Source organism: Megasphaera vaginalis (ex Srinivasan et al. 2021) (assembly GCF_000478965.1).
In the GTDB taxonomy this organism is placed as follows: Bacteria; Bacillota; Negativicutes; order Veillonellales; family Megasphaeraceae; genus Megasphaera; species Megasphaera vaginalis.
Map to the genome: position 1 here is coordinate 25,488 of NZ_AWXA01000053.1, position 24,750 is coordinate 50,237.

The 24,750-nt window shown below is 51.5% G+C and carries 24 protein-coding genes, 1 tRNA gene and 1 pseudogene; all 26 read left to right on the plus strand.

The genetic code is table 11. The features are described 5' to 3' along the window. Positions 1–306 precede the first annotated feature (306 nt). A pseudogene (cysS, locus tag HMPREF1250_RS09285) lies at positions 307–1,749 on the plus strand (cysteine--tRNA ligase); the annotation flags it as partial. 72 nt (positions 1,750–1,821) lie between these two features. Beyond that, positions 1,822–2,241, plus strand: a complete 420-nt coding sequence (locus HMPREF1250_RS11865; protein WP_269208561.1) for a Mini-ribonuclease 3 — start codon at positions 1,822–1,824, stop codon at positions 2,239–2,241. A gap of 2 nt (positions 2,242–2,243) precedes the next feature. Continuing rightward, positions 2,244–2,984, plus strand: coding sequence for a 23S rRNA (guanosine(2251)-2'-O)-methyltransferase RlmB (gene rlmB, locus HMPREF1250_RS09290; protein ID WP_036243219.1), 741 nt, complete (start codon positions 2,244–2,246; stop codon positions 2,982–2,984). Continuing rightward, complete coding sequence (locus tag HMPREF1250_RS09295) at positions 2,981–3,517, plus strand: NYN domain-containing protein (RefSeq protein WP_231391309.1); 537 nt, start codon at positions 2,981–2,983, stop codon at positions 3,515–3,517. Before rlmB ends, HMPREF1250_RS09295 begins: the two co-directional genes overlap by 4 nt. Positions 3,518–3,527: 10 nt before the next feature. Continuing rightward, positions 3,528–4,217, plus strand: a complete 690-nt coding sequence (gene sigH, locus HMPREF1250_RS09300) for an RNA polymerase sporulation sigma factor SigH (RefSeq protein ID WP_023054460.1) — start codon at positions 3,528–3,530, stop codon at positions 4,215–4,217. Positions 4,218–4,261: 44 nt separating this feature from the next. Next, positions 4,262–4,498: a preprotein translocase subunit SecG gene (secG, locus tag HMPREF1250_RS09305; RefSeq protein WP_023054405.1), complete on the plus strand. Its 237-nt coding sequence runs from the start codon at positions 4,262–4,264 to the stop codon at positions 4,496–4,498. A 90-nt stretch (positions 4,499–4,588) separates the two neighbouring features. Beyond that, entirely contained in the window at positions 4,589–6,802 is a 2,214-nt protein-coding gene (rnr, locus tag HMPREF1250_RS09310) for a ribonuclease R (protein ID WP_081696528.1), read from the plus strand. Between the two features lie 12 nt (positions 6,803–6,814). Further along, positions 6,815–7,279 carry an SsrA-binding protein SmpB gene (gene smpB / locus HMPREF1250_RS09315; protein ID WP_023054474.1) on the plus strand — a complete coding sequence of 155 codons (465 nt, stop codon included), beginning with the start codon at positions 6,815–6,817 and terminating at the stop codon, positions 7,277–7,279. A gap of 33 nt (positions 7,280–7,312) precedes the next feature. Further along, the gene (locus tag HMPREF1250_RS09320; RefSeq protein ID WP_023054393.1) at positions 7,313–7,711 is read left to right on the plus strand and encodes a hypothetical protein; all 399 of its coding nucleotides are present in this window, start codon (positions 7,313–7,315) and stop codon (positions 7,709–7,711) included. Positions 7,712–7,723: 12 nt separating this feature from the next. After that, positions 7,724–10,303 carry a DNA polymerase I gene (gene polA / locus HMPREF1250_RS09325; protein WP_023054457.1) on the plus strand — a complete coding sequence of 860 codons (2,580 nt, stop codon included), beginning with the start codon at positions 7,724–7,726 and terminating at the stop codon, positions 10,301–10,303. 9 nt (positions 10,304–10,312) lie between these two features. Further along, complete coding sequence (mutM, locus tag HMPREF1250_RS09330) at positions 10,313–11,134, plus strand: bifunctional DNA-formamidopyrimidine glycosylase/DNA-(apurinic or apyrimidinic site) lyase (protein WP_023054404.1); 822 nt, start codon at positions 10,313–10,315, stop codon at positions 11,132–11,134. 13 nt (positions 11,135–11,147) lie between these two features. Continuing rightward, on the plus strand, positions 11,148–11,789 hold the full coding sequence (gene coaE / locus HMPREF1250_RS09335) for a dephospho-CoA kinase (RefSeq protein WP_023054472.1): 642 nt from the start codon (positions 11,148–11,150) through the stop codon (positions 11,787–11,789). Then, a complete protein-coding gene (locus HMPREF1250_RS09340) occupies positions 11,767–12,342 on the plus strand; it encodes a lytic transglycosylase domain-containing protein (RefSeq protein WP_023054414.1) in 576 nt (191 codons plus the stop codon). Before coaE ends, HMPREF1250_RS09340 begins: the two co-directional genes overlap by 23 nt. Positions 12,343–12,349: 7 nt before the next feature. Further along, positions 12,350–12,434, plus strand: a tRNA-Leu gene (locus HMPREF1250_RS09345). 25 nt (positions 12,435–12,459) lie between these two features. Next, complete coding sequence (locus HMPREF1250_RS09350; protein ID WP_231391310.1) at positions 12,460–13,131, plus strand: hypothetical protein; 672 nt, start codon at positions 12,460–12,462, stop codon at positions 13,129–13,131. A 139-nt stretch (positions 13,132–13,270) separates the two neighbouring features. Then, on the plus strand, positions 13,271–13,732 hold the full coding sequence (gene rimP, locus HMPREF1250_RS09355; RefSeq protein WP_036243195.1) for a ribosome maturation factor RimP: 462 nt from the start codon (positions 13,271–13,273) through the stop codon (positions 13,730–13,732). Between the two features lie 15 nt (positions 13,733–13,747). Further along, on the plus strand, positions 13,748–14,884 hold the full coding sequence (gene nusA, locus HMPREF1250_RS09360) for a transcription termination factor NusA (RefSeq protein ID WP_036243197.1): 1,137 nt from the start codon (positions 13,748–13,750) through the stop codon (positions 14,882–14,884). A 9-nt stretch (positions 14,885–14,893) separates the two neighbouring features. Beyond that, the gene (gene rnpM, locus HMPREF1250_RS09365; RefSeq protein ID WP_023054500.1) at positions 14,894–15,157 is read left to right on the plus strand and encodes an RNase P modulator RnpM; all 264 of its coding nucleotides are present in this window, start codon (positions 14,894–14,896) and stop codon (positions 15,155–15,157) included. Further along, the gene (locus HMPREF1250_RS09370; protein WP_023054416.1) at positions 15,154–15,462 is read left to right on the plus strand and encodes a L7Ae/L30e/S12e/Gadd45 family ribosomal protein; all 309 of its coding nucleotides are present in this window, start codon (positions 15,154–15,156) and stop codon (positions 15,460–15,462) included. Before rnpM ends, HMPREF1250_RS09370 begins: the two co-directional genes overlap by 4 nt. Positions 15,463–15,475: 13 nt before the next feature. Further along, positions 15,476–18,016, plus strand: coding sequence for a translation initiation factor IF-2 (gene infB / locus HMPREF1250_RS09375; protein WP_023054462.1), 2,541 nt, complete (start codon positions 15,476–15,478; stop codon positions 18,014–18,016). A gap of 18 nt (positions 18,017–18,034) precedes the next feature. Next, complete coding sequence (gene rbfA, locus HMPREF1250_RS09380) at positions 18,035–18,382, plus strand: 30S ribosome-binding factor RbfA (RefSeq protein WP_023054403.1); 348 nt, start codon at positions 18,035–18,037, stop codon at positions 18,380–18,382. Positions 18,383–18,390: 8 nt separating this feature from the next. Next, a complete protein-coding gene (locus HMPREF1250_RS09385) occupies positions 18,391–19,335 on the plus strand; it encodes a DHH family phosphoesterase (protein ID WP_023054491.1) in 945 nt (314 codons plus the stop codon). After that, positions 19,332–20,219, plus strand: coding sequence for a tRNA pseudouridine(55) synthase TruB (gene truB, locus HMPREF1250_RS09390; protein WP_023054430.1), 888 nt, complete (start codon positions 19,332–19,334; stop codon positions 20,217–20,219). Before HMPREF1250_RS09385 ends, truB begins: the two co-directional genes overlap by 4 nt. A gap of 12 nt (positions 20,220–20,231) precedes the next feature. Further along, on the plus strand, positions 20,232–21,161 hold the full coding sequence (locus HMPREF1250_RS09395) for a bifunctional riboflavin kinase/FAD synthetase (RefSeq protein ID WP_023054433.1): 930 nt from the start codon (positions 20,232–20,234) through the stop codon (positions 21,159–21,161). Positions 21,162–21,260: 99 nt separating this feature from the next. Further along, positions 21,261–22,445 carry a PLP-dependent aminotransferase family protein gene (locus HMPREF1250_RS09400; RefSeq protein ID WP_023054506.1) on the plus strand — a complete coding sequence of 395 codons (1,185 nt, stop codon included), beginning with the start codon at positions 21,261–21,263 and terminating at the stop codon, positions 22,443–22,445. Between the two features lie 328 nt (positions 22,446–22,773). After that, on the plus strand, positions 22,774–24,747 hold the full coding sequence (gene recJ, locus HMPREF1250_RS09405) for a single-stranded-DNA-specific exonuclease RecJ (RefSeq protein ID WP_023054435.1): 1,974 nt from the start codon (positions 22,774–22,776) through the stop codon (positions 24,745–24,747). Positions 24,748–24,750: the final 3 nt, after the last annotated feature.

Sequence of the window (24,750 nt, forward strand, 5' to 3'; positions counted from 1 at the left end):
AATGGCACTTACTGGGTATTATAATGAGTACAAAATAATAATCCATGTCAACAACGATGAGCAAAATTTTTTGCTGGTGACCGCGACAGAGAAAGGAAACGATGGCTGAGAGTTCCTTACGCAGACGAGCCAGCAGAGCTGCCTTTGTGAGTTGACCGGGTGAAGTGACAGTAATCCGGTCCGGACGGCTCCGTTATAGGCCTTTGAGATTGCGGTGCAGAACCGTAAAGCAGAGTGGAATCGCGGGCCACCGTCTCTGTAAGGGGATGGCGGCCTTTTTGTATGCATTTTCGGGAGGGAATCGGAATGAGAGAATTAATGGTATATAACACGCTGACGCGTAAAAAAGAAAAGTTTGTGCCCGTAACGCCCGGACAGGTTAAGATGTACGTATGCGGCATTACGCCGTATAATCATTCCCATATGGGAAACGCCAGGCCCTTTGTGACTTGGGATGTCATTAAACGGTATCTGGAACATCTCGGGTATGAAGTGCTTCATATTCAGAATTTTACCGATGTTGACGATAAAATCATCAATGCCGCCAATGGGGAAGACGTATCGTGGGATACGATTTCCAATCGGTACATTGCGTCTTATTTCGAAGTTATGGATGCGCTTCACGTACGTCGCGCCGACAAGTATCCGCGCGTTTCCGATCATATGAGAGATATCATCCGTATGGTAGAGACGCTGATTGAAAAGGGACATGCTTACGTCCTTGATCATGACGTTTACTATAAGGTGGACAGTTTTGCCAACTACGGTCAGCTCAGCGGCCGTACGCTTGATGATATGATGGCCGGCGCTCGCATAGAGATTGATGATCGCAAAGAAAACCCGATGGATTTTGCTTTGTGGAAGGGGGCAAAACCGGGCGAGCCGGCTTGGGACAGTCCTTGGGGTAAAGGGCGCCCAGGCTGGCATATTGAATGTTCGGCAATGAGTAATCGGTATTTGGGAGATACCTTTGATTTTCATGGTGGCGGCAGTGATTTGATTTTCCCGCATCACGAAAATGAAATCGCTCAGTCTGAAGCTTTTTGCGGTCATGGTCCTATGGTCAGATATTGGCTCCATAACGGTTTTATTACGATCAATTCGGAAAAAATGAGCAAATCGTTGAACAATTTTTTCCTCGTCAAAGATGTGTTGGCTCATTACAGCGCTGATGCGCTCCGTTATTTCCTCATTTCCAACCATTATCGCAGCCCGCTGGATTTCAGCGACGAACGTCTGGAAGAAATGACGCGCAGTTTGGAACGTCTCGGCACGGCGATTGACAATACGCTTTTCCTGCTGGAACAACCGAGCGGTGCGCAGTCTGCGGCAGGAAAACAGCTGTTGGCTGATGCGCAAAAGGCGGAAGAAGATTACGAAGCGGCTATGTGCGACGATTTTAACACGGCCCTTGCCAGCGCGTCCATGTTTGAGTTGGCCAAAAAAATCAATATCTACAAGAATGATGTTGTTGCCAACGGCGTACCTGTCGATGCCTCCGTGCTCGCCGAAGTCAAACGCATTTTCAAGACCATGACCGATATTCTCGGCATTTTGGAAGCGCGTTGGACCGGATCGGCAAGCAGTGCCAATGATGAAGATTACGCGAAGCTGATGGCGGCCATTTTGGAGATCCGCCAGGAATGCCGTGTGCAAAAGCAGTATGCGCTGGCAGATGCTATCCGCGATAAACTGGCGGCGCTCGGCATTACGATCGAAGACTCGCCGCAGGGAGCGCATTGGAAAAAAGTGAAATTCAAACAATTTACGTCATTAAAAAAAAAGGCTTATGACGCCTTTGCCGCCGGCAGTCGACTCGATGTGCCGCAGCAGCAGGCGATCGGCCTTGATTCCATTTCCCTGGCCTTTGTAGGTGACGCTTACTATGCGCTGTATCTGCGGCGCCGCCTGGTGGCGACAGGGATTCCCAACGTGCAAGTTTTACATACGTTGGCAGCGGAATTTGTTTCGGCCAGAGTACAAGCGTATGTGTACCGGCAGCTTCAACGTACGTTGACGGAAGAGGAAGCCGCCTGTTGCAGGCGGGCGCGCAATGCCTATTCGCAAGTGCCGAGGAGCGCGTCTGTCGCCGAATACCACGACAGCACGGCGCTGGAAGCGTTGATCGGGTATCTGGTTATGGCTGAAGATGCGGAGCGGTTGACTGAAATGATGGAAATGGTTTACACCTGCACAAGGGATTATTGCCGGACGGTGCATGTTGTGAAAGAGCGGGAATGACGATGAGCAGCGAATGTATTATTACGGGCCGCAACAGTGTCAGCGAGGCATTGCGTGCCGGTCGGTCCATTACGAAACTATATTTGGCGAACGGTCGTCCGTCGCAGCCTTTGCAGCGAATTTATGAAATTGCCCGCGAACGCGGCGTCACCGTGGAAATGGTGCCGTCAAAGGTATTGCAACGGTTGGCCGGAGGAACGGCGCATCAAGGTGTCGTTGCCGTGGCGGCGGCCATTGATTTTGCCGATTTGACTGAGGTTTTGGCCGATGCGGCAGACAAGGGAAAGGTGCCTTTTTTGGTTCTGTTGGACGGGATTGAAGATGTGCATAATTTGGGAGCCATTATCCGTACGGCAGAGTGCGCCGGTGTTGATGCGATTCTGCTGCCGAAACGGCACAGTGCGCCTGTGAACGAGACTGTCGGTAAAACCTCGGCCGGCGCCGTTGAGTATATGCCTATCGTACAGATCGGCAACAGCACGCGGCTTTTGAAGGAATTGAAAAAACGCGGATTTTGGGTGATCGGTGCCGACATGGACGGTACTGTCGATTATTTCCACAGTTCGCTGACAGCGCCTGTCATTCTGGTTATCGGCAGTGAAGGACGCGGCATTTCACGGCTTGTGAAAGAAACGTGTGATGTGCTGGTACAGATTCCCATGTTCGGCAATGTTAATTCGTTGAACGCGTCAGTGGCAGCGGCCCTGCTGATGTATGAAGTTGTGCGTCAGCGGCGGTTATGACCATGAAGGATCTGTATTTTATAGACGGGTATAACATTATTTTTGCCTGGGATGAGCTGAAACAGCTGGCACGGGAATCGCTGGAGCACAGCAGAGAGCGGCTGCAGTCTCTGCTGGCCAGTTATGGCAAGGCTAAAGGCATCGAGATCGTCGTCGTCTTTGACGCCATGCACACCGACGACGATGGAAAAATACAGCACATCGGCGCCGACTGCACCGTCTTATTTACTGATAAGGATGAGACTGCCGACAGCCGAATCGAAAAGCTGGTTTACACTTGCCGGAATCGTCAGCGGACGATTTACGTCGCTACCTCCGATGGACCGGAACAATTTCAGGTTCTCGGCAGCGGCGCTTGCCGCCTATCGGCCCGGGAATTGGCGGATGACGTCAGGCGCGTTCGCGAAGAGGCAAAACGGTATCACGTCGGGAACGGCGGCGTTGCTGACGGAAGTAACCGTAATGAAGTCGTTTACCGCGTTCGGGACAGAGATGTTCTGAAAAAGCTGGAGGAACTGAGAAGATCAAAATAGGAGCGATGAAATGGCTGAAGAAACAGAAGATAGTCTGATCGGCCGGCGGTTTGAAACGATGACGGACGAAGAAATCGTCACGCTGGCTCAGGAAACCGATGACGGCTATGCTACGGATTACATTGTCCACAAGTACAGAAATTTCGTAAAGGCGAAGGCGCGCTCGTATTTCCTTATCGGCGCCGATAAAGAAGATATTATCCAGGAAGGAATGATCGGTCTTTACAAGGCGACCCGCGATTTTCGCAATGATAAACTGGCATCGTTCCGTTCTTTTGCCGATTTGTGCATTACGCGGCAGATTATTACGGCCATCAAAACGGCAACACGACAGAAGCATATGCCCCTTAATTCTTACATATCGCTGAATAAGCCGATTTACGCGGAAGAATCTGATCGGACACTGCAAGATGTCCTGACGGGCATCAGCGTAACGGATCCGGAAGAACTGATTATCAGCCGTGAAGAGATCTGCGACATGGAGTTGAAGATGAACGAGATTCTGAGCGATCTGGAGTGGAAGGTACTGTTGGCATATCTGGATGGCAAATCGTATCAGCAAATGTCGGAGGAACTGCAGCGCCATGTCAAGTCCATTGACAATGCCTTACAGCGGGTCAAACGGAAATTGGAACGGTATCTGGAAATGCGTCACAGTGAAAATAAAGCGCAGTCACCTATTGATAGAAAATATAAATAAGTGTACAATGATACTGTTAGGTATGTTTGGTTAGGAGGAATAGCGTGATTACCGTATTGCAAATTGCAGTAGTATTATTGGCACTGCTTCTCATCGGGGTTGTCGTGGCACAGAAGAGCAAGACGCAGGGCATGGGTGCCGGCTTCGGCGGCGGTGCCGAAGATTTATTCGGCAGCAGAGCGCGCGGGTTGGATGCGTTGTTGTCAAAAATAACGATCATTCTGTCCGTTCTGTTCGGAATACTGACGCTGATTTTGGGACGAATGATGAATACCTTTTGAGCGATGTACGGGCCTGCAGTTGAAGCTGCAGGTCTTTTTTTGTAGGGACAGAAAGCGGTTGTAGGTGTTTATGGCCCGGTCATGGTATAATTGAAACGTACAGTAAGCAGGTCATCCGGTCCGTGCGCCGGAACGTTTTTTTTAATAAAGGAGGGAAGGCTCGTGGGCGTCGCAGGAGATCGTTTGTTGGCAACCAAGAAACCGTTGGAGATCGTCGGCATTTATAAGGGGTATACGAAGGCTTTCGGATTCGTGCTCAGTGAAGATATGAAGGAAGATGTCTATATTGCCGAGCAGCATCGCCATACGGCAATGAATAATGATAAAGTTGTCGTCCGCATCATTCATCGTGCCGATGGCGGTCATAAACGGGAAGGCGAGATTGTCCGCATTGTGGAACGGGCGAATGAAACGCTGGTCGGAACGTATGACAGACAGAAAAATTTCGGCTTTGTCACGCCCGATGACGAACGGATCCGGGAAGATATCTACATCCCGCTTCAAGCAGACGGCAATGCCCGCAGCGGCGCCAGAGTCCTCGTCGGGATCACGCAGTGGCCGCAGGAACAGCGCAAGGCCGAAGGCCGCATTCTGGAAGTGCTCGGTTATGACGGCGATAAAGATTTGGACATAAAAGTTATTATGGCCCGTCATCAGTTGCCCTTCGCATTTCCCGAAGCCGTTCTTCAGGAAGCGGCTCGCATCAATATGGCTGTCCGCTGTACCGATGATCGCCGTGATTATCGCGACAGGACGCTGATCACCATTGACGGTGAAGATGCCAAGGATTTGGATGACGCCATTGATATCGCTCTCTTGCCCGACGGACACTATCGTCTCGGCGTCTATATTGCCGATGTCAGTCACTACGTCCGGCCAGGCAGCGCCATTGACAAAGAAGCGTACGAACGGGGTACCAGCGTTTACCTGGTGGACAGGGTGATTCCCATGTTGCCGACGGTTCTCAGCAACGGCATTTGCAGTCTTAATGCCGGCGAAGACAGGTATTCCATGACTTGTGTCATGGAAATCGACGAAACGGGTAAGGTCCTTCAGGCCGATATCGGGCCGGCCGTGATCAATGTCAAACGGCGTTGCAATTATAAAGAAGTCAAAAAAGCGCTTGTCGATGATATTGTTCCTGACGATTTGCAGCCGTTCCTTCCCATGCTGCGAAATCTGGAGAAATTGTCGAACATCTTGAAGGCGATGCGCCTTCGCCGCGGCGCCGTCGATTTCGATTTCCCCGAATACAAAATCCTTTTGGATCGAGAAGGGAAACCGCTGCGGTTGGAAAAAAGGGAACGGACGATTGCCGAACAGATCGTGGAAGAATCGATGTTGATCGCCAACGAAACGGTTGCGGCTTATTTGCGGGACAGTGAAAACCCTGCCGTTTATCGGATTCATGAATTGCCGGATCCGGAGCGGATCACCTTGATGAAAACAGTCCTTTCCGCTTTTAATCTGCCTATTCCGGCAGCGGATGCGGTTACGCCTGCTGATTTTCAGCGACTTCTGAATCTGACTAAGGGAACGGAAGCGGAACTTGTCGTGCAGACGATCGTCCTTCGCTCGATGCAGCAGGCCTGCTATTCTACGGTAAATGCGGGACACTTCGGACTGGCTTCCGAATGTTATACGCATTTCACTTCGCCGATTCGGCGTTATCCCGATCTCATGGTTCATCGCCTTATACGGACTTATCAGCAACGAGGCAAGATGAAAGAAAAAGAAATCGAAGAGTCGCGTCTTTTTCATACGGAGGCGGCCGCTCAGGCAAGTACGCGCGAACGGATTGCCGTTACGGCGGAACGGGAGACAGATGATCTGAAGAAGGCTGAATATATGGTACCCTTTATTGGCGAAGCGTATGAGGCGCACGTTGCGGGCATTACGTCTTTCGGCCTTTTCGTCGCGCTGGAAAACGGCATTGAAGGGCTGGTACATATTTCTTTTCTGACTGACGACGAGTATGAATTCGATGAAGGAACGTATACGATGATCGGCAGGCGGAGCGGCAATGTCTACCGTTTGGGCGATGCGCTGACCGTTACGCTGGCACAGGTCAACGTCGAAAAGTGTGAAATAGATTTTGTTCCCGGCAAGATAGAATCGTTGGATGATTTGCAGCAGTTAATGGCGGCAAATAACGAACGTCGTCGTAAACGGGGCAAGAGCGGCAAGGAAAGCCGCGGCGGAGACGAAGCCGGAAAAAAGAGCAGAAAAGGCAAGAAAACGGAAAAAGAGAGCAAGAATAAAAAGGGCAGAAAGAAACGCAAGACAAGTAAGAAAAGAAAGTAGGAGGAAGTGCGATTGGCTAAGACGACGGCAGGCGTAAAATATATTACGGATAACCGCAAGGCGCGCCACGATTACTTTATTCATGAAACCTTCGAAGCAGGGTTGGCACTGACGGGAACGGAAGTCAAGTCGCTGCGTCAGGGGAAGGTGAACTTAAAAGACAGCTTCTGCCGCATTGAAAACGGTGAACTTTATCTGCTCGGCATGCATATCAGTCCCTATGAACAAGGCAATCGGTTCAATGTCGATCCGCTGCGGACGAGAAAACTGTTGATGCATAAATATGAAATACTGAAGCTTTTCGGAAATGTCAAAGAGAAGGGATATACTTTGATTCCCTTGAGCTTGTATTTTAAAAAGGGAAGAGTAAAGGTGGCCATAGCCTTGGCAACAGGAAAGAAGCTTTACGATAAACGCCGAGACTTGGCGGAAAAAGAAGCGAAACGAAATATTGAGCGAACGATGAAAAATCGATAGTAAAAGAAAAATCTTCAGGAAGGAGGCATTGCGATGCAGTCTGTCGTCGGCTCGGAATCAGGTGCTGGCGGCGGTAACGATGGCGGCATTGCAGATGCGGCAGGTATATACAGGATGGAACAGGATACAAAGATAATGTCCGAAGAAGAGCGGGATAATTTCCAAGGACAAACGATAGAAGAAGACGGGACCGTCCACGCTGCCGGACAGCAGCGCAGCGTGGCTCATGATGACGTTGCAGGAGCGCGCTTCAACGTATACAGCAGCAATCTGAACTGGCGCGTCAAGCTGGCGTTGGGATTCATTGTTTTCTGTATTGTCGCCGTGATCGTCAGCGTTTTCGGGTTGCTGCTCGTTGCCGCGCCATATCTGATCGGCACTGCGCTTATCATTATTGTCTACAATCTTGTTAAATCGTTTTTAAACAGGTAGAAGAGAGGAATTATGAAGGAAAAGCTGATGATCATTGACGGCAGCAGTCTGTTATATCGGGCTTTTTTCGCCATTCCGACGCTGACCGACAGTCATGGGAATTATACGAATGCCGTATACGGGTTCCTCACAATGTTGTTGAAGCTTTATGAGGAAATCAATCCGCAATACGTTGCCGTTGCCTTTGATAAGGATAAGCATACGTTCCGCAATGAACTGTATGACGGGTATAAGGCGACGCGCAAGCCGGCGCCTGACGAGTTGCGGCCCCAATTTGCTCTGATTCGCGAAGTGCTGGCCTGTTTGGGGATCAGTGTTCTGGAAGTGGAAGGCTATGAAGGCGACGATATTATCGGCACGCTGGCCAGAGAGGTTGCCGATCTGGACGTCGCCGTTATTACCGGGGACCGTGATGCGCTTCAGCTTGTTGATGACAGGATTACCGTCTACCTGACTAAAAAAGGGATAACCAATATGTTGGCTGTCACACCGGAAGTAATGCGGGAAACGTACGGATACGGGCCGGCGCAGGTCATTGAGATGAAAGCGCTCATGGGCGACAGCGCCGATAATATTCCCGGCGTACCCGGTGTCGGAGAAAAGACGGCGTTGAAGCTGTTGGATGCTTACGGAACGGTACGGGGAGTCTACGATCATCTTGATGACGTGCAAGGCAAGAAGTTGCGGGAAAAGTTGGCTGACAATCATGCGCAGGCCCTCCTTTCCCGGGAACTGGCGACGATTCGCTGTGATGTGCCGTTGGCGTACGGCTTGGCTGATTTCCTGCCGCACCCTCGCGTCAGTGAAGTGACGGAGTTGTTTCGCACCTTGGGGTTTAAAAACCTTTTGGCCCGATTGGCATCTTTTGATCGCTTTGCCGACTTGGAAACGGTGGAAACGACTGTGCCGGATATGACTTTGCTCACGAAGGAAGATTTCCCGCCTGAACGGTTGTGTCGTCGGCTCGTTGCGGCGGAGGCCGTCTATGCGGCCGGGCAGCCGGCGCCTTCTTTTCGGACTTTGGCCATTGCGACGGAAGACGGTGTTCTCCTTGTTGCGGCGGCGGATTTGGAGACCTATGTTCAGGCATTATCGACGGCGGCCGGTGTTATCACTTCGGACGGGAAAAAATTGTTGAAAGCGGCCTATGGGATTACGGGCGGCCGGCGAATCGCCGTGCGTGATGTTACGCTGGCGGCGTATCTGCTTGACCCGTCACGGACGGCGTACGGTTTATCGTATCTGTCCGAAGCCTTTGCCGTGGATTTTCGGGAAGACGCGGGCGATGAGGCGCGGCAGGCGGCGGCCTGTGCCGCTTTTGTCTATCGTTTATGGCCGCCAATCGACGCCGCCTTGGCGCAGCACGAGCTGCTGCCGTTGTACAATGAGATCGAGCGTCCGTTGCTCCATACCTTGGCCGTCATGGAGATGACGGGCTTTGCCGTCGACCGGCAGCGTTTGGAAGAAATGGATCGGCAGCTGTCGCTTGAGGCCGATACCTTGGAAAATGAAATTTATGATGCCGCCGGAGAGGTGTTTAATGTAAATTCAACGAAGCAGCTCGGCGTCGTTCTTTTTGAAAAACTCGGACTTCCCCTCATCAAGAAGACGAAGACCGGTTATTCGACGGATCAAGCCGTATTGGAGGAATTGAGCGGACTGCATCCGCTGATTCCCAAGGTACTGCGCTACAGGGAATTAAAAAAACTGATCTCGACGTATCTGGACGGGCTGGAGCCGTTGATCTCAGCGGAAACGGGGCGTATTTACACGTCTTTCAACCAGATGGTGACGGCGACAGGAAGACTGAGCAGTTCCGATCCGAACTTGCAGAATATACCGATTCGCACGGAACAGGGACGAAAGATCCGTTCGTTTTTCGTACCAGGACCCGGGTATGACTATCTTCTGTCCGGCGACTATTCGCAGATTGAACTGCGTCTGCTGGCACATCTGTCGCAGGATCCGACGATGATTGACGGTTTTCGGAAAAACCAGGATATTCATCGCCGCACGGCGGCAGAGGTTTTCGGTGTGCCGTGGGAAGAGGTCACTGCTGAACTCCGGTCTCACGCCAAGGCCGTAAATTTCGGCATTATTTACGGTATCAGCGATTTCGGTCTGGCACGCAATTTAGGCATTACGCGGCAACAGGCCAAGAACTATATTACATCTTATTTCGACCGGTACGGAACGATACGGAAATATTTGGACAGCCTGATTGATGACGCGAGGGAACGGGGCATCGCCAAGACGATGTTCGGCAGAATTCGGCCGTTGCCGGAGATCAACAGCAAGAATTTTACCCGCCGATCTTTTGCCGAACGGACGGCGATGAATACGCCTATTCAGGGCAGCGCCGCCGATATCATCAAGATAGCCATGAATCAGGTGCAGGAAAAACTGGAGAAAGAAAATCTCAAAAGCCGCATTCTCGTCCAGGTCCATGATGAACTGGTTCTGGAAGTTCCGGCGGCGGAGCGGGAAACGGCGGCGGCTTTGCTGAAAGAAACGATGGAACAAGTCGTGACTTTAGCGGTACCTCTCGTTGTGGACATTCACTGGGGCAAAGATTGGGAAGCGGCAAAATAGGAGGAGATCATGCCTGAATTACCGGAAGTGGAGACTGTCCGCGCTTATTTGGCTCGGACTTTGAAAGGACGGCGCATCGAGGCCGTGGAAGTGCGGTTGCCGCGCCTCCTCAAAAACAGGACGGCGACTGCATTTATCGGTGCTCTTACGGGACGGCGGATCCGATCTGTAACGCGCAAGGGAAAATACCTCGGCGTGCAACTTGATGATGCGTCGATGCTGTTAATTCATTTACGCATGACCGGCACGCTGCGCTACCTTTCCGACGAACGGCCCGTTCCGCCGTCAAGTCATTTGATCTTCACCTTGGATAAAGGCTGTCTCGTCTATGGAGATGTGCGTACTTTCGGTTGTTTTTGGCTCGTGCCGCAGCAGGGAGAAACTGGCGTCAAGGGGTATGATTCGTTGGGGCCTGACGGTAACGGCGAGGCCTTTACGGCCGACTATTTGTGGCAGTTGTTGCATGCTTCGACGCGGCGCATTAAAACGTTGCTCCTGGACCAGTCGGCAGTGGCGGGATTGGGTAATATTTATGCCGACGAAGCGCTTTTTCTGGCCGGCATCCGGCCGGCGCGACGTTGCAGCCGCATCAGCCGTGCCGCTTCCGACAGGCTGCATGCGGCGATCCGCAAGGTGTTGGCGGAAGGTATCGCTCATGGCGGCACGACGATTCGTGATTTTGTCGACGGCAGCGGCAATGAGGGAAAAAACAGGGAGAACCTTGCCGTTTACGGCAGAGAGGGACAACCTTGCAAACGTTGCGGCACACTTATTACATACGTCAAGCAAGGCGGCAGAGGTACGCATTACTGTCGTCGGTGTCAACGATAAGGGAGGAATTCGGTTGTATCGGATCGGGCTTACAGGCGGTATTGCATCGGGGAAAAGCACAGTTACGGCTATGCTCCGTACTCTTGGCGCCGCCGTGATCGATTGTGACGGTTTGGCAAGGCATGTCGTCCGGCCGTCTTCACCGGGGCTGGCGGCGGTAGCCGCCGCATTCGGCCCGCAGACGCTGCTGCCTGACGGCACGATGGATCGGCAGTATATAGGCGCCTGCGTTTTTGGGGACGACGGCGCGAAGAAAAAGCTGGAGCAGATCCTCTTTCCGCTGATTATGGAAGAAATTGACGAGCATATTACGGCATGGGAAAATAATGCAAAATATCCGTTCATATTTCTTGACATGCCCCTGCTATTTGAGATAAAATATGATGCGTATGTTGATGAAGTTTGGCTCGTATACGTTGATCCTCAGACGCAGTTATGCCGTTTAATGGAGCGAAACGGGTATACGGAGGCCGAAGCTTTATCACGTATGCGCGCCCAACTTCCGATAACGGAGAAACGGGCGTTGGCACAGGTCATCATTGATAATACCGGTGCTGTCGATGCGACACGGGAGCAGGTTCGGCATTGCTGGAATAGGCTGATGTCAAATTTTGGTCTCCAGGGAGATAGTATTGAAACGCAGTCGATACCATAAGGGAAATCTTATAACGGCAATTATACTGGTCGTTCTGTCCGGAACCTATTTCGTCTCATGGCGTCATGTTTTGGTGCAGAAATACGTATTTCCCATGGATTACGGCGTGACGCTTCAGACGTATGCCCGTGAGGATCAGGTGGATCCTGCGTTGGTCGCCGCCGTTATCCTAGCGGAGAGCAAGTTCAACCAGGGCGCTTCGTCTCATCGCGGCGCCAGCGGCTTGATGCAGATTATGCCGGAAACGGGCGCGTGGATAGCGGAACAGATGGGTATTCAGCATTTTACGCCTGAAATGCTGAAAGATGTAGAGCAAAATTTGAAGATGGGGACGTGGTACCTCTCCTACTTGTTGCGAGAGTACGACGGTAATCAAATCCTGGCTCTGGCAGCTTATAATGCCGGCCGCGGCCATGTCGACGAATGGATGCAGGAATACGGTTGGGATAAAAGTTTTTCAAAAATTGAAGAAATCCCCTTTTCAGAAACGCGAGAATATGTTAAAGTAGTATTGCAAAATCAAGAAGAGTACAGAAAGTTGTATGATTTCTAGTTATTATGCGGTTGTGGCGGAATGGCAGACGCGCTGTCTTCAGGCGGCAGTGACCTCTGGTCGTGCGGGTTCAACTCCCGCCAACCGCACCATTTTACTTTACCTATGAATGATGCTTTGATTGCACGTATAACACAATGGAATATCCTTGATATTCTCCCACCTCAGGTGGGAGATTTTAAGTTACACCGCCATTTAGAGATGATCGAGAAAGGCGGTGAAGCTGTCGAATATCTGCTGTTTTCTTATCGCAATGACAATAACGGCTGGTCTGTTCGTGCCGTTTTGAATCTGCAGTCGGAAGAATTTTCACTGCGTACGGATCTGGGGATGCTTGAGTTCGTTTTGATCGAATTCATTACCGATGATTTCGAGCTGTTCCGGCAGATGACGGAGACGCGATTGGCCGACCGTATCGACGCCGACTATGTACACCGGGAACGGAATTTCAGCGAGATCCTGAAGCGGAAAGGCGTGCCTGTCGTCGCTTGGGATGAGTTTTTGCCGGAAACGTGCGCAGGTTTTACGCGGATCATTTGTCCGGGAGAAGCTGTACGCATCATTAACGGTTCCTATATGATCCTGGCGTATTACGACGGTAAAACGAAAAGCGGCCTTTCGCTCATGTACAACGTGCTTCGCGATGATTTTTTTGCAGAACAGCGGATACATAATTTTCCCAACTTGGTGCATGAGTTTGACAGCAAAGAACTGAAGGTCTTGAAAGGGACGCTGCAGAAGCATCTCGTTCCCGTTCTTTCCAGGCTGCGGATTGAGGCGGACAGATAGGCCCGGCGCGTGCTCTGCGTTGTCACGGATCGTCGATAGTGGTATACTGAAAGAAACGAGACGTTTATTTTTGAGAGTGGGTGGAAACCCGCTCTCAACTTTTATGCAAATACGTTAGCAAAGGCAAATGGTGACGGTCATGAAAAAAGAAAAAGTTGAAGAATTTGTAGCTCGGGAAGTGACGGAGATTATCGCTCATACGCCGTTGGAATTGGTCGATGTCGAATACGTCCGTGAACGGGATTGGTATTTGCGCGTCTTTATTGATAAGGAAGGCGGCGTCGATCTGGAAGACTGTCAGAAGGTCAGTGAACAACTGAGCCGGGTGTTGGATGAAAAAGATCCGATAAAAGAGAATTATTTGCTGGAAGTATCATCTCCCGGCTTGGATCGCATTCTCAAACGGGATTCCGATTTTATACGGTATCAAGGCAGGCAGGTTGACGTTCATTTTTTTAAGCCCTATGAAGGTGCGAAGCTGTTGGTTGCGGAATTGGTCGGCAGAAGCACCGACCGCCGGATTACCCTTCGTACGGCGTCAGGTGAAAGGACGATCGATCAAAAGGATATCGCACAGATCAGACTGCACATAGATTTCTAGTTGGAGGTTATGGAAGTGAATAAAGAGCTACTGAATGCAATTCAATTTTTGTCGAAGGAGAAGGGCGTTTCACCCGATGTTATCTGTGATTCGTTGGAAGCCGTACTGATCACGGCTTATAAAAAGGAACCGGACGCCAATCCGAACGCTGTTGTCGAATTGAATCGGACCAACGGCGAGTACCGTATTATGGCGGCTAAGACGATTGTTTCCGAAGTGACCGACGAGTTGGCGGAGATTTCGCTGGCGGCAGCGCAGAAGCTGGATGAGGATTACGAAGAAGGCGATGTCGTCAATATCGATGTGACACCGAAGAATTTCGGCCGCATTGCGGCACAAGCGGCCAAACAGGTGATGATTCAGCGTTTGCGTGAAGCGGAACGGAGTATCGTTTACGATGAATTTTCGAATCGCACCGATGACATTATAACCGGTATCATTCAACGCATTGAACAGAAGAATGTGTATGTCGATTTGGGGAAGGCGGAAGCTGTCCTGCCGGTATCGGAACAGATCCCGACGGAAACTTATGTCATGGGGCAACGGATCAAGTGTTATGTCGTCGAAGTCCGCAAGACGACAAAAGGAGCGCAGATCCTTTTGTCGCGGACTCATCCGGGGTTGCTCAGGCGCCTCTTTGAACTGGAAGTGCCGGAAATCTACGACGGCGTCGTTGAATTGAAATCCGTTGCCCGTGAACCGGGACGCCGATCCAAGATTGCCGTTTACTCGCGCGATGAAAATGTCGATTCCGTCGGCGCCTGTGTCGGTCCGAAGGGGACGCGCGTGCAGAATATCGTGACCGAATTGCAGAATGAAAAAATAGATATCGTGAAATGGGATGAAGATCCGGCCGTCTATATAGCCAATGCCTTGAGTCCGGCGCAGGTCATCTCGGTTACCGTAGATGAAGCGAACAAGACTTCCGGCGTCGTCGTTCCCGATTATCAGCTGTCGCTGGCGATCGGCAAAGCCGGTCAGAACGCGCGGCTTGCTGCTAAATTGACAAATTGGAAGATCGATATTAAGAGTGAAAGTCAGGCCGGTGAGGCGCTGCCGGCGGCTGCCGCCGACGCCGGTACCGATGTGGATCTGATGGCGGAAATGGGCGTACCTGACGAATTGCAGGCAGCACGTGCCGACGAGAATTAGGAGGCCGCAATGATCAAGAAAAGGAAGATTCCCCTCCGCGTCTGTGCAGGTTGTCAGGCGCAGAAGAGCAAAAAGGAAATGACTCGTATCGTTCGCACGCCGGAGAATGTCGTGGAAATTGATGAGAGCGGCAAAAAAGCGGGCCGCGGCGTTTATGTCTGTCGCGATGCAGCCTGTCTGGAAAAGGCATATAAGGAGCATCGACTGGAACGTTCGTTGAAAACGAATGTTTCTGAAGAAATTTATGAATCGTTGCGGCAAAGCCTGACATGAAAGATGGCAGCGTATTGAGTCTGCTTGGTCTTGCCCAGCGTGCCGGCAAGACGGTAAGCGGCGCCTTTGCAGTCGATAAATACTTGAAGAAAAAGACGGTTCCTCTGGCTTTCCTGGCCAGTGACGGCAGCAGTGAAACGGCCGGAAATTACAGGAGACTGGCAGAACAGAAGAGGATTCCTTTATTGGAAATATATACGAAAGAAGAATTGGGCAATGCCCTGGGGAAAGAACAAAGCGTTGTCGTTCTGATCACCGACAAGGGATTTGCCAAAGCCATAGAAGACGTGTTACGTACTAACTGAAGGGGGTAACTAGATGACGACAAAACGAATATTTGAAGCCGCACGTGAATATGGCGTGCCGACAAAGTCAGTTATTCAAAAGTTGGCTGAACATAATATAAAGGCCGGTAATTTTACCGGCGTTGACGATAAAATACAATCCATATTGGATAAGAGTTTTAAAGGAAAGAAGCAAGGGGATGCGCCGAAACCGCAACAGAGCGCCGGCCGGCAGGGCGGTAAAACACCGCAAGCCGCCGCCGTAAGACCGCCGCAGCAGCGCGAAGCGCGGCAGCGAAAAGCGACTGATGCGGCAGACGGGCGGCAACAGCGGCAGAAGGATCGCAGCGTTCGGCAGATGCCTGATAACCGAAGTAAGCAGTCGGGCAATCAAAACGGCCAGCAGCGCGACGGTCAGCAAGGCGCGCAGCGTCACGGCCAGAGCGGAAAGAACGGCGCCCAACAGAACCGCGGCAACCGCCAGAATACCGCCAATGGGCGGCGCAACCAGCAGACAGAACAGCGTGACAACCGCGCCGGAGGTGCGGTTCAGGGGACACAGGGTGGCCAGCATAAACAGGGCGAGGCCAAACGGACGAAGTATTTCGGTCATAGTCAGCAAAGCGGTGACAGTGGTCACGGCAAAGGCGGCCGCACCCAAAACCACGGCAATAAGAACGGCGGCAACGCCAAGGGGAGCGGCAGTCGGCCACACACGCTTCTTTCCAATGTGCTGAATAAGGGGAAAGGCAAGAAGAATAAAAATAACCGTCAGGCGCAGCATAATCAGCAAAACCAGGTAAATGCGGCGCCGGCGCGCAAGAAAAACTATCCGACGGCGATCGAACTGCCGGAAATGATCAGTGTAAAAGATTTTGCCGAAAAATTGGGGCGTGAAGTCGGTGAAGTCATTAAACGGCTCCTTATGGGCGGCATTATGGCGACGATCAATCAGGAGATCGATTACGATACGGCTGTACTGATTGCCGATGAATTCAATGTTGCCGTAACGATGGAGGCGGCGCCGGAGGATCCGACGGAAATCGAAGAAATTATCGATGCCGAAGATTCTCTTCAGACTCGTCCGCCTGTCGTCACGATCATGGGACACGTCGATCACGGCAAAACCAGCCTGCTCGATGCGATTCGCGAAACTAACGTTACCAGTCACGAAGCCGGCGGTATTACGCAGCATATCGGCGCTTATCAGGTACGGTATAAGGGCAGGAAGATCGTTTTCATGGACACGCCCGGGCACGAAGCGTTTACGGCCATGCGTGCCCGCGGTGCACAGGTTACGGATATTGCCGTTCTTGTCGTCGCCGCAGATGACGGCGTCATGCCGCAAACCATCGAATCCATCAACCATGCCAAATCCGCCGGCGTTCCCGTCATTGTCGCCATCAATAAAATCGACAAGGAAAGCGCTGCGCCGCAGAATGTCATGCAGCAACTCACGGAATACGGGCTGATCAGCGAAGACTGGGGCGGCGATACAATTATGGTTCCCGTCTCGGCTCACACGAAGATCGGCTTGGATGAATTGCTGGAGAACATTCTCGTCCTTGCAGAAGTCTCCGATCTCAAGGCCAATCCCCATCGTCCGGCACAAGGCGTCGTCATCGAAGCCAAACTGGATAAAGGTCGCGGCCCTGTCGCGTCCGTCCTGATCCAGAAGGGAACGCTTCATGTCGGCGATACGATCATCGTCGGAACCTGCTTCGGCAAAGTCCGCGCCATGAACAGTGAACGCGGCGAACGGGTGAAGAAGGCGGAACCGTCGATTCCCGTCGAAATTCTGGGGTTGAACGATGTGCCGGAGGCCGGTGATATTCTTCATGTGACGGATGAAAAGACGGCCCGTTCCGTAGCGGAAAAACGGGCTGAAAAGAAGCGGTCCTCTGAACTTCATGTCAACGCCAAGGTGACGCTTGACGATCTGTTCAACCAGATACAACAAGGTGAATTGAAAGAATTGTCGCTCATCGTCAAAGGTGACGTGCAAGGTTCCGTAGAGGCGCTCAGTCAGTCGCTGATGGCGATCAAGAGCGATGAAGTCCGTATTTCCATCGTACACTCCGGTGTCGGCGCCATTACGGAATCCGACATCATGTTGGCTTCGGCGTCGAATGCGCTGATTATCGGCTTCAATGTCCGGCCCGATGCGGCGGCCCGCAAGGCGGCGGAACGGGAAACCGTTGACATGCGTACGTACCGCGTCATTTACGATGCCATTAACGATGTGGAAGCGGCTATTAAGGGGATGCTCGATAAAAAGTATGAAGAACATATCCTCGGGCGTGCCGAAGTGCGTAAGGTCATTACGACGCCGAAGGTTATTGTCGGCGGCTCCTATATCAAAGAAGGCAAGATTACCAATTCGTCGAAGATTCGGCTGATCCGCAACGGTATCGTCGTTCATGAAGGAGAAGTCGACGGCCTGCGTCGTTTCAAGGACGATGTCAAAGAGGTTGTAGAGGGATACGAATGCGGGATTACGTTGGAAAACTATCGTGACATTAAAGAGGGCGACGAGATTGAAGCCTATGAAATGGTGGAAGTCGCGCCGGAATAATGTCCGGAAAGGAAATCCATGGGAGAGTTACGAATACGCAAAATACAAGAGTTTATCAAGCAGGAAGTTTCACAGATTATCTTGCAGGAACTGAAGGATCCCCGCGTCGGTTTTGTTACGGTCACCGATGCCCGGATTACCGGCGACTTGCGAGAGGCGACGGTCTATGTCAGTCTTTTTGGCAATGATGCCGCGAAAAAAGAGACGTTGCAGGCCTTGCAGAGCGCTAACGGATATATTCGTTCCGAAGTCGGCAGGCGACTGGGGATTCGGTATTCACCGATGATCGCATTCAAGGAAGACACCTCTATTGATTACGGCATGAAGATCGATAAGCTGCTGACCGATATGGATAAAAAGGATTGAGTGCAGTCATGAACACGACACCGCAAGAAATACGCCGTATTTTTGACGAATATGACAAGATATTGCTGACTGTTCATGTCAGCCCCGACGGCGATGCGATCGGCACGTTGTTGGCTCTGTATGAATGGTTGCAGCGGCAGGGGAAGACCGTTGTCGCCGTTATCGATGATACGATTGACGACACCTTTTCTTTTCTTCAGGGAGCGGCAGAGATCAAGAAGCCCGACGCGGTGACTGTCGACGCGTCGTGGCTTACGGTCGTTCTGGACGCGACGGCAAAGAGCCGGACTGGTGCGGTAGAAACGTTGATGCAGGGAAAGGTACTCAATCTTGATCATCATATTTCGAATGAGCATTTTGCCGACTGGGAATATATTCGCACCGATCATGCCGCTGCCGGCGAAGTACTGACCTCGCTTTTCCAATCGTGGCGGACGGAAATTACGCCGACGATGGCGACGGCGCTTTATCTCGCCATCGCCACGGATTGCGGCTTTTTCAAATTCGGGAATACGACGGGACATACATTGCGGACGGCGGCGGCCCTCGTTGATGCCGGTGCGCTGCCCAATGTTATTTCCGAACACCTGGACGCCTGCCCGTGGCAGAAGATCAGAGCGCTTTCGGAAGTGTTAAATAAGGTGGAACTTCTCGGCGGGAAACGGATTGCCTGCATTGCTTTTACCCCGGAGCTGCTGCAATATACCGGCGAACATACAGGCGGTTATATCGATTATGCCCGCAATATCAGCGGCGTCGATGTCGCTTTCACCGTGAAATACGAGCGCCCTGAGGAAACGCGTGTCAGCTTGCGTTCCAAAACAGTTGATGTCAACGCCATAGCCGCCGTCTTCGGCGGCGGCGGTCATGTCAGAGCGGCAGGCTGCACGATCTTCGCCTCGTTGGCGGCTGCTAAAAAGATGATTGCCGCAGAAATCATGAAGGCTTTATGATGAACGGGATCATCAATGTGCTGAAGCCGTCGGGCATGTCGAGCCACGATGTTGTCGGACAGGTGCGGCGCATTTATCAGCTGAAAAAGGTCGGCCACTCCGGCACTCTCGATCCTCTGGCGGCCGGTGTCCTGCCCGTTTATTTGGGACAGGCAACGAGGCTGATCGAGTATGGCGACAGCGACGTGAAAACGTATCGCGGCGAGTTTGCTTTCGGGTTTTCTACGGATACGGAAGATAGTACAGGTGTCGTCGTGGCCGAAAGCGGGCTGCCGCAGGTGACGGTTGCGGAGTTGGAAGCCGTTGTCGCATCTTTCGCAGGCCTTGTCGATCAGAGGCCGTCACGTTATTCGGCGATCAGCATTAACGGCGTCAAAGCATATAAATTGGCACGTCAGCGTGCGGATTTTGCAATGCCGGTCCGCACTGTGGAAATTCATGCCGCACAGCTGTTGGCATACGATGCGGCGCAGGGACGCGGTCTCTTGGAAATCACCTGCTCCAAGGGGACCTATATCCGTTCACTGATCTGCGATCTGGGCGAACGGTTGGGCTGCTGTGCCTGTATGACTTATCTCGTGCGTTTGGAAGCAGGCCTTTTCACGATTGCTGAGGCTGCGACGCTGGAAGAATTGAGGGCGACTCCGGAACAGTACATCTTGCCGCCTGATACGGCGATTCGGGGGCTGCCGGCGGCGGCCCTCAATGAAAGGCAATGCGGCGAACTGCTTCAGGGGAAAGCGGTTCCTTTTGCCGGACCTTGTTTGTCCGCAGGAAGTGTCGTTCGCGTATACGGGCAGGACGATCGATTGGTCGGTATTGCCCGCTTCGATCAGGAACATCACGTTTTGCGTCCGCATAAAATGTTTGCACAGATGGGATGAGGTTAATTACAGATGAACGTTTTTCACTCTTTTCAGGAAATAAAGGGAATCAGTCATTCCGTCGTCGCGTTAGGGACCTTCGACGGCGTGCACAGGGGGCACCGGAAGGTCATGGAGAAGGCAATGGCGATTGGCCGTCAAAAAGGCTGTCTGACTGCTGTTGTCACCTTTGCTGCGCATCCGTTATCGATTCTGGCGCCGGAACATGAACCGCTGCGCCTGGCGACGGTAGCGCAAAAAACATGCTACATCGAGGAAATCGGCATTGATGCGCTGGTGTTACTGCCTATGAACCGACAGCTTATTGACGAATCGCCCGATGATTTTTGCCGACAACTCATACAGTATATACAACCGAGCGCCATCGTCGTCGGAGCGAATTTTACCTATGGGAGCAAGGCTGCAGGCAATACGGAAACATTGCGGGCTTTTATGAGCCGATATGATATTCCCGTTCATGCCCTTTCTCTCCTGGAACGACCTGGTAAAGCATCGCCGATAAGCAGCACGGCTATTCGTAAGCTGGTCTGTATGGGGCACATGGAGACGGCGGCGCTGTTGTTGGGCCGTCCGTTTGAAGTGGAAGGAATCGTTGTCAAAGGCGATCGGCGGGGACGAACCATCGGTTTTCCTACTGCCAACATGCTGCTTCCGCCGCATATGGCTATGCCGCCTGACGGCGTATATGCCACACGGATCCGAGTTGACGGCACCTGGCACCGGGCGATGACCAACATCGGTGACAACCCGACGTTTTCCAATCAGTACAGGCGAATAGAAACCAATGTCTTCGATTGGCAGGGATGCTTGTACGGAAAGACCGTTTCCCTGCGTTTTTATAAGCGTATTCGAGGAGAAGAGCGGTTTGATACGACGCAGGAACTTATTGAGCAAATGGATGAAGATAAACGTAAAACTTTAATTTATTTTTCACATAAATAGAATTGAAAAGAACGCATACCAATGATATAATAAAATCATAAGGTATGCGTTTTTTATTTTGTCATAATGGTAAAGTGTTTAGAAGAAGGAGTGACTGTAATGAAATTTTCTGATCTTGCAATGAGTTTGAAGGCTTCTGAAATCCGCGAATTGTTGAAGTTGACGACGATGCCGGAAGTAATTTCTTTTGCCGGCGGACTTCCGGCTCCGGAGCTGTTTCCGTTGGAAGAAATGAAAAAGGTTGACGTTGAAATTTTGGCCAAAGAAGGTCAGGCAGCCGTTCAATACGGGACGACGGAAGGGTATAATCCGTTACGTGAAAAAATCGCCGCTCGTATGAAACAGGCGTTTCAAGTTGACTGCAAGGCGGAAGAAATTATTATTACCTCAGGCTCGCAGCAAGGGTTGTCCATGTTGGCACAGATCTTCCTGAATAAAGATGACGTTGTTCTCGTAGAAAGCCCGACGTATCTCGGCGCTATTAACGCGTTTAAACTGTCTTTCCCGAAATTCATCGAAGTACCGACCGACGATAAAGGCATTATTCCGGAAGCGTTGGAAAAAATCTTGGCGGAAAATGATCGCGTTCGCATGATGTATGTTATTCCCGAATTCCAGAACCCGACGGGCATCACGTGGCCTTTGGAACGCCGCAAAGCCGTTATGGATATTGTCAATAAATACGATTTCCCCATTATCGAAGATGATCCGTACGGCGAACTTCGTTATGACGGCGACGTCGTTCCGTCCTTGAAATCGATGGACACGAAGGGAAATGTCATTTTCCTCGGTTCCTTCTCGAAGATTTTCATGCCCGGCCTGCGTATAGGATGGATGGTGGCTAATCCGGAAATCATCGACAAGATGGTTAAATTGAAACAAGCCATTGATTTGCAGTCCTCTTCGTTCGCACAACGGCAGGCGTCTTTCTTTATCGATATGTTCGATCTGGACGCTCATGTTGCAAAAATCAAAGCCCTCTATGCCAAACGCCGCACGTTAATGTGCGACAGCATGAAAGAATATTTCCCTGAAGGCGTTACCTACACCTTCCCTGAAGGCGGTCTCTTTACGTGGGTAACTTTGCCGGAAGGTATGGATGCAAAGGAAATTATGCCGAAAGTATTGGCCAAAAATGTAGCGTACGTTCCCGGCGGCCCGTTCTATCCGAACGGCGGCAATGCCAATCATTTCCGTCTGAATTATTCGAATATGCCTGAAGACCGCATTGTTGAAGGCATCAAACGGTTGGCGGAAGTATTGAAAGAAGAAATGGCGAAATAAACTGTTTTATAAAAGGTGAGCCCTTTATGGGCTCACCTTTTTTTTGTAAAAGGCGCAGACGGAATAAGGGGCAGAAAACAACGGTACCCAATACGGGATAAGTCGCCGGCGCCGGTTCCGTTTATTGTTCCAGCTATTTTTCCGATATGGTAATAAAATACAGATAATAGTTACGGCCGTTTTTTTAGACTTTTCTCATTCTCATAAAAGTGAAAAGTACGTAAAATGAGGAATTATTTATGAATACGACGCTTTATTTTGAGAATAGAATATGATAAAATAAAAACATAATTGATAGTGATTATTTATGAGAATGCGTTGTGATTTCATGAAGAAATGGATTAATGAAGCTGTTCCTGCCTCGCTATTGGAGCAGCTGGCTGAAAAATTGCATATATCGCCGGCAACGGCCCATGTTTTGTGGAATCGGCAGATTCGCACTGCAGAGGCGGGCAGGCATTTTTTATACGACACAATTGACGACTGCGGCGATCCTTTTCTGATGCAGGGGATGGAGAAGGCTGTCAATCGGATCCTTCAAGCTGTGAAGAAAAAGGAAAAGATCGTCATTTACGGGGATTATGATGTTGACGGCATTACGTCGACGGCTTTGTTGCAGCAGGTATTGACCGCTCTTGGCGGCGTTGCCTCTTTTTATATACCGGAACGGCAAAGTGAAGGATACGGACTGAACAGGGAAGCCTTGCAGCAGTTGTCGCGGGGAACGGCGGATTTGCTGATCACCGTTGACTGCGGCATTTCGTCAACAGCGTTGATCAATGAGTTTTCAACAAGACTGGATATTATCGTTACCGATCATCATCAGCCGCCGGAAACATTACCGCAGGCCGTTGCCGTATTGAATCCGAAGCAGTCGGGATGCGCCTATCCGTGCAAGGACTTGGCCGGCGTCGGCGTCGCTTTTACCTTGGCCAGAGCTTTATGGCAGCGTCATTTTAAGGAAGCGCTGACGGCTTTCACGGAAATCGTCGCCTTAGGTACGATCGCGGATCTGGTGCCGCTGACGGGGGAAAACAGAATTCTTGTGCGCCACGGACTGGAACGGATGAAAAAAGGCAGCAATATCGGTATTCAGGCGTTGATAACGGCAGCCGGACTCACGGCGTCAGCCGTTTCTTCGGGGCGTGTCGCTTTTACGCTGGCGCCGCGGCTGAATGCGTCGGGGCGCCTCAGTCATGCCGAACGGGGAGCGGCATTATTGCTGGAAGAAAATGCGGAGAAGGCGGCCGTTATCGCGGCGTCGTTAAGCGAATTGAACCGGGAACGGCAGCAAGTGGAACACATGATTGCCGAAGAGGCGATAGCGCAGATAGAGGCAAAGGGGCAGGCGGAAGATGGAGTGCTTCTCGTTTATCAGGAAGGCTGGCACAGCGGGGTCATCGGTATTGCCGCTTCCCGGCTGGTGGAACGGTACTATCGGCCGGCCCTGGTTATTACCGTAAAAGACGGTGTCGGCAAAGGATCTTGCCGCAGTATCCGCAATTTCAATATGTATGAGGCCTTGCGGAGCGCCGATGATCTGTTGATCCAGTACGGCGGCCATACGATGGCGGCCGGCTTTTCCGTAAGGGCCGAAAATATTGAACCCTTGCGGCAGCGGCTGCAGGCATATGCAGCCGCACATTTGGCGGCAAGCGATTATATTCCGACGGTAGCCGTTGACTGGACGTTGCCGCTAGAGGACATATCGCTCGCGCTTATTGACGAGCTCAGCCTGTTGGAACCGTACGGCATGGCCAACAGCCGTCCCGTTTTTGCCTCTCCGCGATGCAGATTGGCTGAAGTGAGAACGATCGGCAAAGAACGAAATCATTTACGCATTGTCGCCGGTGAAAAGCGGCGGGTCAGCGGTGTCGGTTGGTCCATGGCCGACCGGTACGGCGATATTCTTTCCGGTGATTATGCGGAATTGGCTTTTCAATTGGAGCGCAATGAATTCAACGGGAGCGTTTCGCCGCAAATGGTTCTGCAAGATATTCATGCCGATGCGCCGTCGGTCGTTTTGAATCGGGCTGTCATGGCCGATATTTACAAAGAAATGAAGGGCTTGTTGGCCGCCCGGCGGCGGTTGCCGTTATGGGAATTGGAACGCCGATTGATCACCCTTGAGGACGGCCGTTATACGGGACATGTCGTCAAGGCGGCGTTGCAGGTCTTTCGCGAGTTGGAGATATTGACGGTTCACAGCGAGAAAGATGAAACATATTGTGACTTGCCGCCGATCGAAGGGAAGATGAGTCTGGCGGCATCGGCTACGTATATGCAATACGGCAGCCACTAGGGG

What these genes read in the sequence shown, in the direction of transcription:
- sigH (WP_023054460.1), top strand. Translation starts at nt 3,528, where the DNA reads ATGGCTGAAGAAACAGAAGATAGTCTGATCGGCCGGCGGTTTGAAACG.
- infB (WP_023054462.1), top strand. Translation starts at nt 15,476, where the DNA reads ATGACGACAAAACGAATATTTGAAGCCGCACGTGAATATGGCGTGCCG.
- rimP (WP_036243195.1), top strand. Translation starts at nt 13,271, where the DNA reads ATGAAAAAAGAAAAAGTTGAAGAATTTGTAGCTCGGGAAGTGACGGAG.
- HMPREF1250_RS09295 (WP_231391309.1), top strand. Translation starts at nt 2,981, where the DNA reads ATGACCATGAAGGATCTGTATTTTATAGACGGGTATAACATTATTTTT.
- HMPREF1250_RS09320 (WP_023054393.1), top strand. Translation starts at nt 7,313, where the DNA reads ATGCAGTCTGTCGTCGGCTCGGAATCAGGTGCTGGCGGCGGTAACGAT.
- rnpM (WP_023054500.1), top strand. Translation starts at nt 14,894, where the DNA reads ATGATCAAGAAAAGGAAGATTCCCCTCCGCGTCTGTGCAGGTTGTCAG.
- rbfA (WP_023054403.1), top strand. Translation starts at nt 18,035, where the DNA reads ATGGGAGAGTTACGAATACGCAAAATACAAGAGTTTATCAAGCAGGAA.
- HMPREF1250_RS09370 (WP_023054416.1), top strand. Translation starts at nt 15,154, where the DNA reads ATGAAAGATGGCAGCGTATTGAGTCTGCTTGGTCTTGCCCAGCGTGCC.
- HMPREF1250_RS09395 (WP_023054433.1), top strand. Translation starts at nt 20,232, where the DNA reads ATGAACGTTTTTCACTCTTTTCAGGAAATAAAGGGAATCAGTCATTCC.
- rlmB (WP_036243219.1), top strand. Translation starts at nt 2,244, where the DNA reads ATGAGCAGCGAATGTATTATTACGGGCCGCAACAGTGTCAGCGAGGCA.
- truB (WP_023054430.1), top strand. Translation starts at nt 19,332, where the DNA reads ATGATGAACGGGATCATCAATGTGCTGAAGCCGTCGGGCATGTCGAGC.
- HMPREF1250_RS09400 (WP_023054506.1), top strand. Translation starts at nt 21,261, where the DNA reads ATGAAATTTTCTGATCTTGCAATGAGTTTGAAGGCTTCTGAAATCCGC.
- mutM (WP_023054404.1), top strand. Translation starts at nt 10,313, where the DNA reads ATGCCTGAATTACCGGAAGTGGAGACTGTCCGCGCTTATTTGGCTCGG.
- HMPREF1250_RS09385 (WP_023054491.1), top strand. Translation starts at nt 18,391, where the DNA reads ATGAACACGACACCGCAAGAAATACGCCGTATTTTTGACGAATATGAC.
- recJ (WP_023054435.1), top strand. Translation starts at nt 22,774, where the DNA reads ATGAAGAAATGGATTAATGAAGCTGTTCCTGCCTCGCTATTGGAGCAG.
- polA (WP_023054457.1), top strand. Translation starts at nt 7,724, where the DNA reads ATGAAGGAAAAGCTGATGATCATTGACGGCAGCAGTCTGTTATATCGG.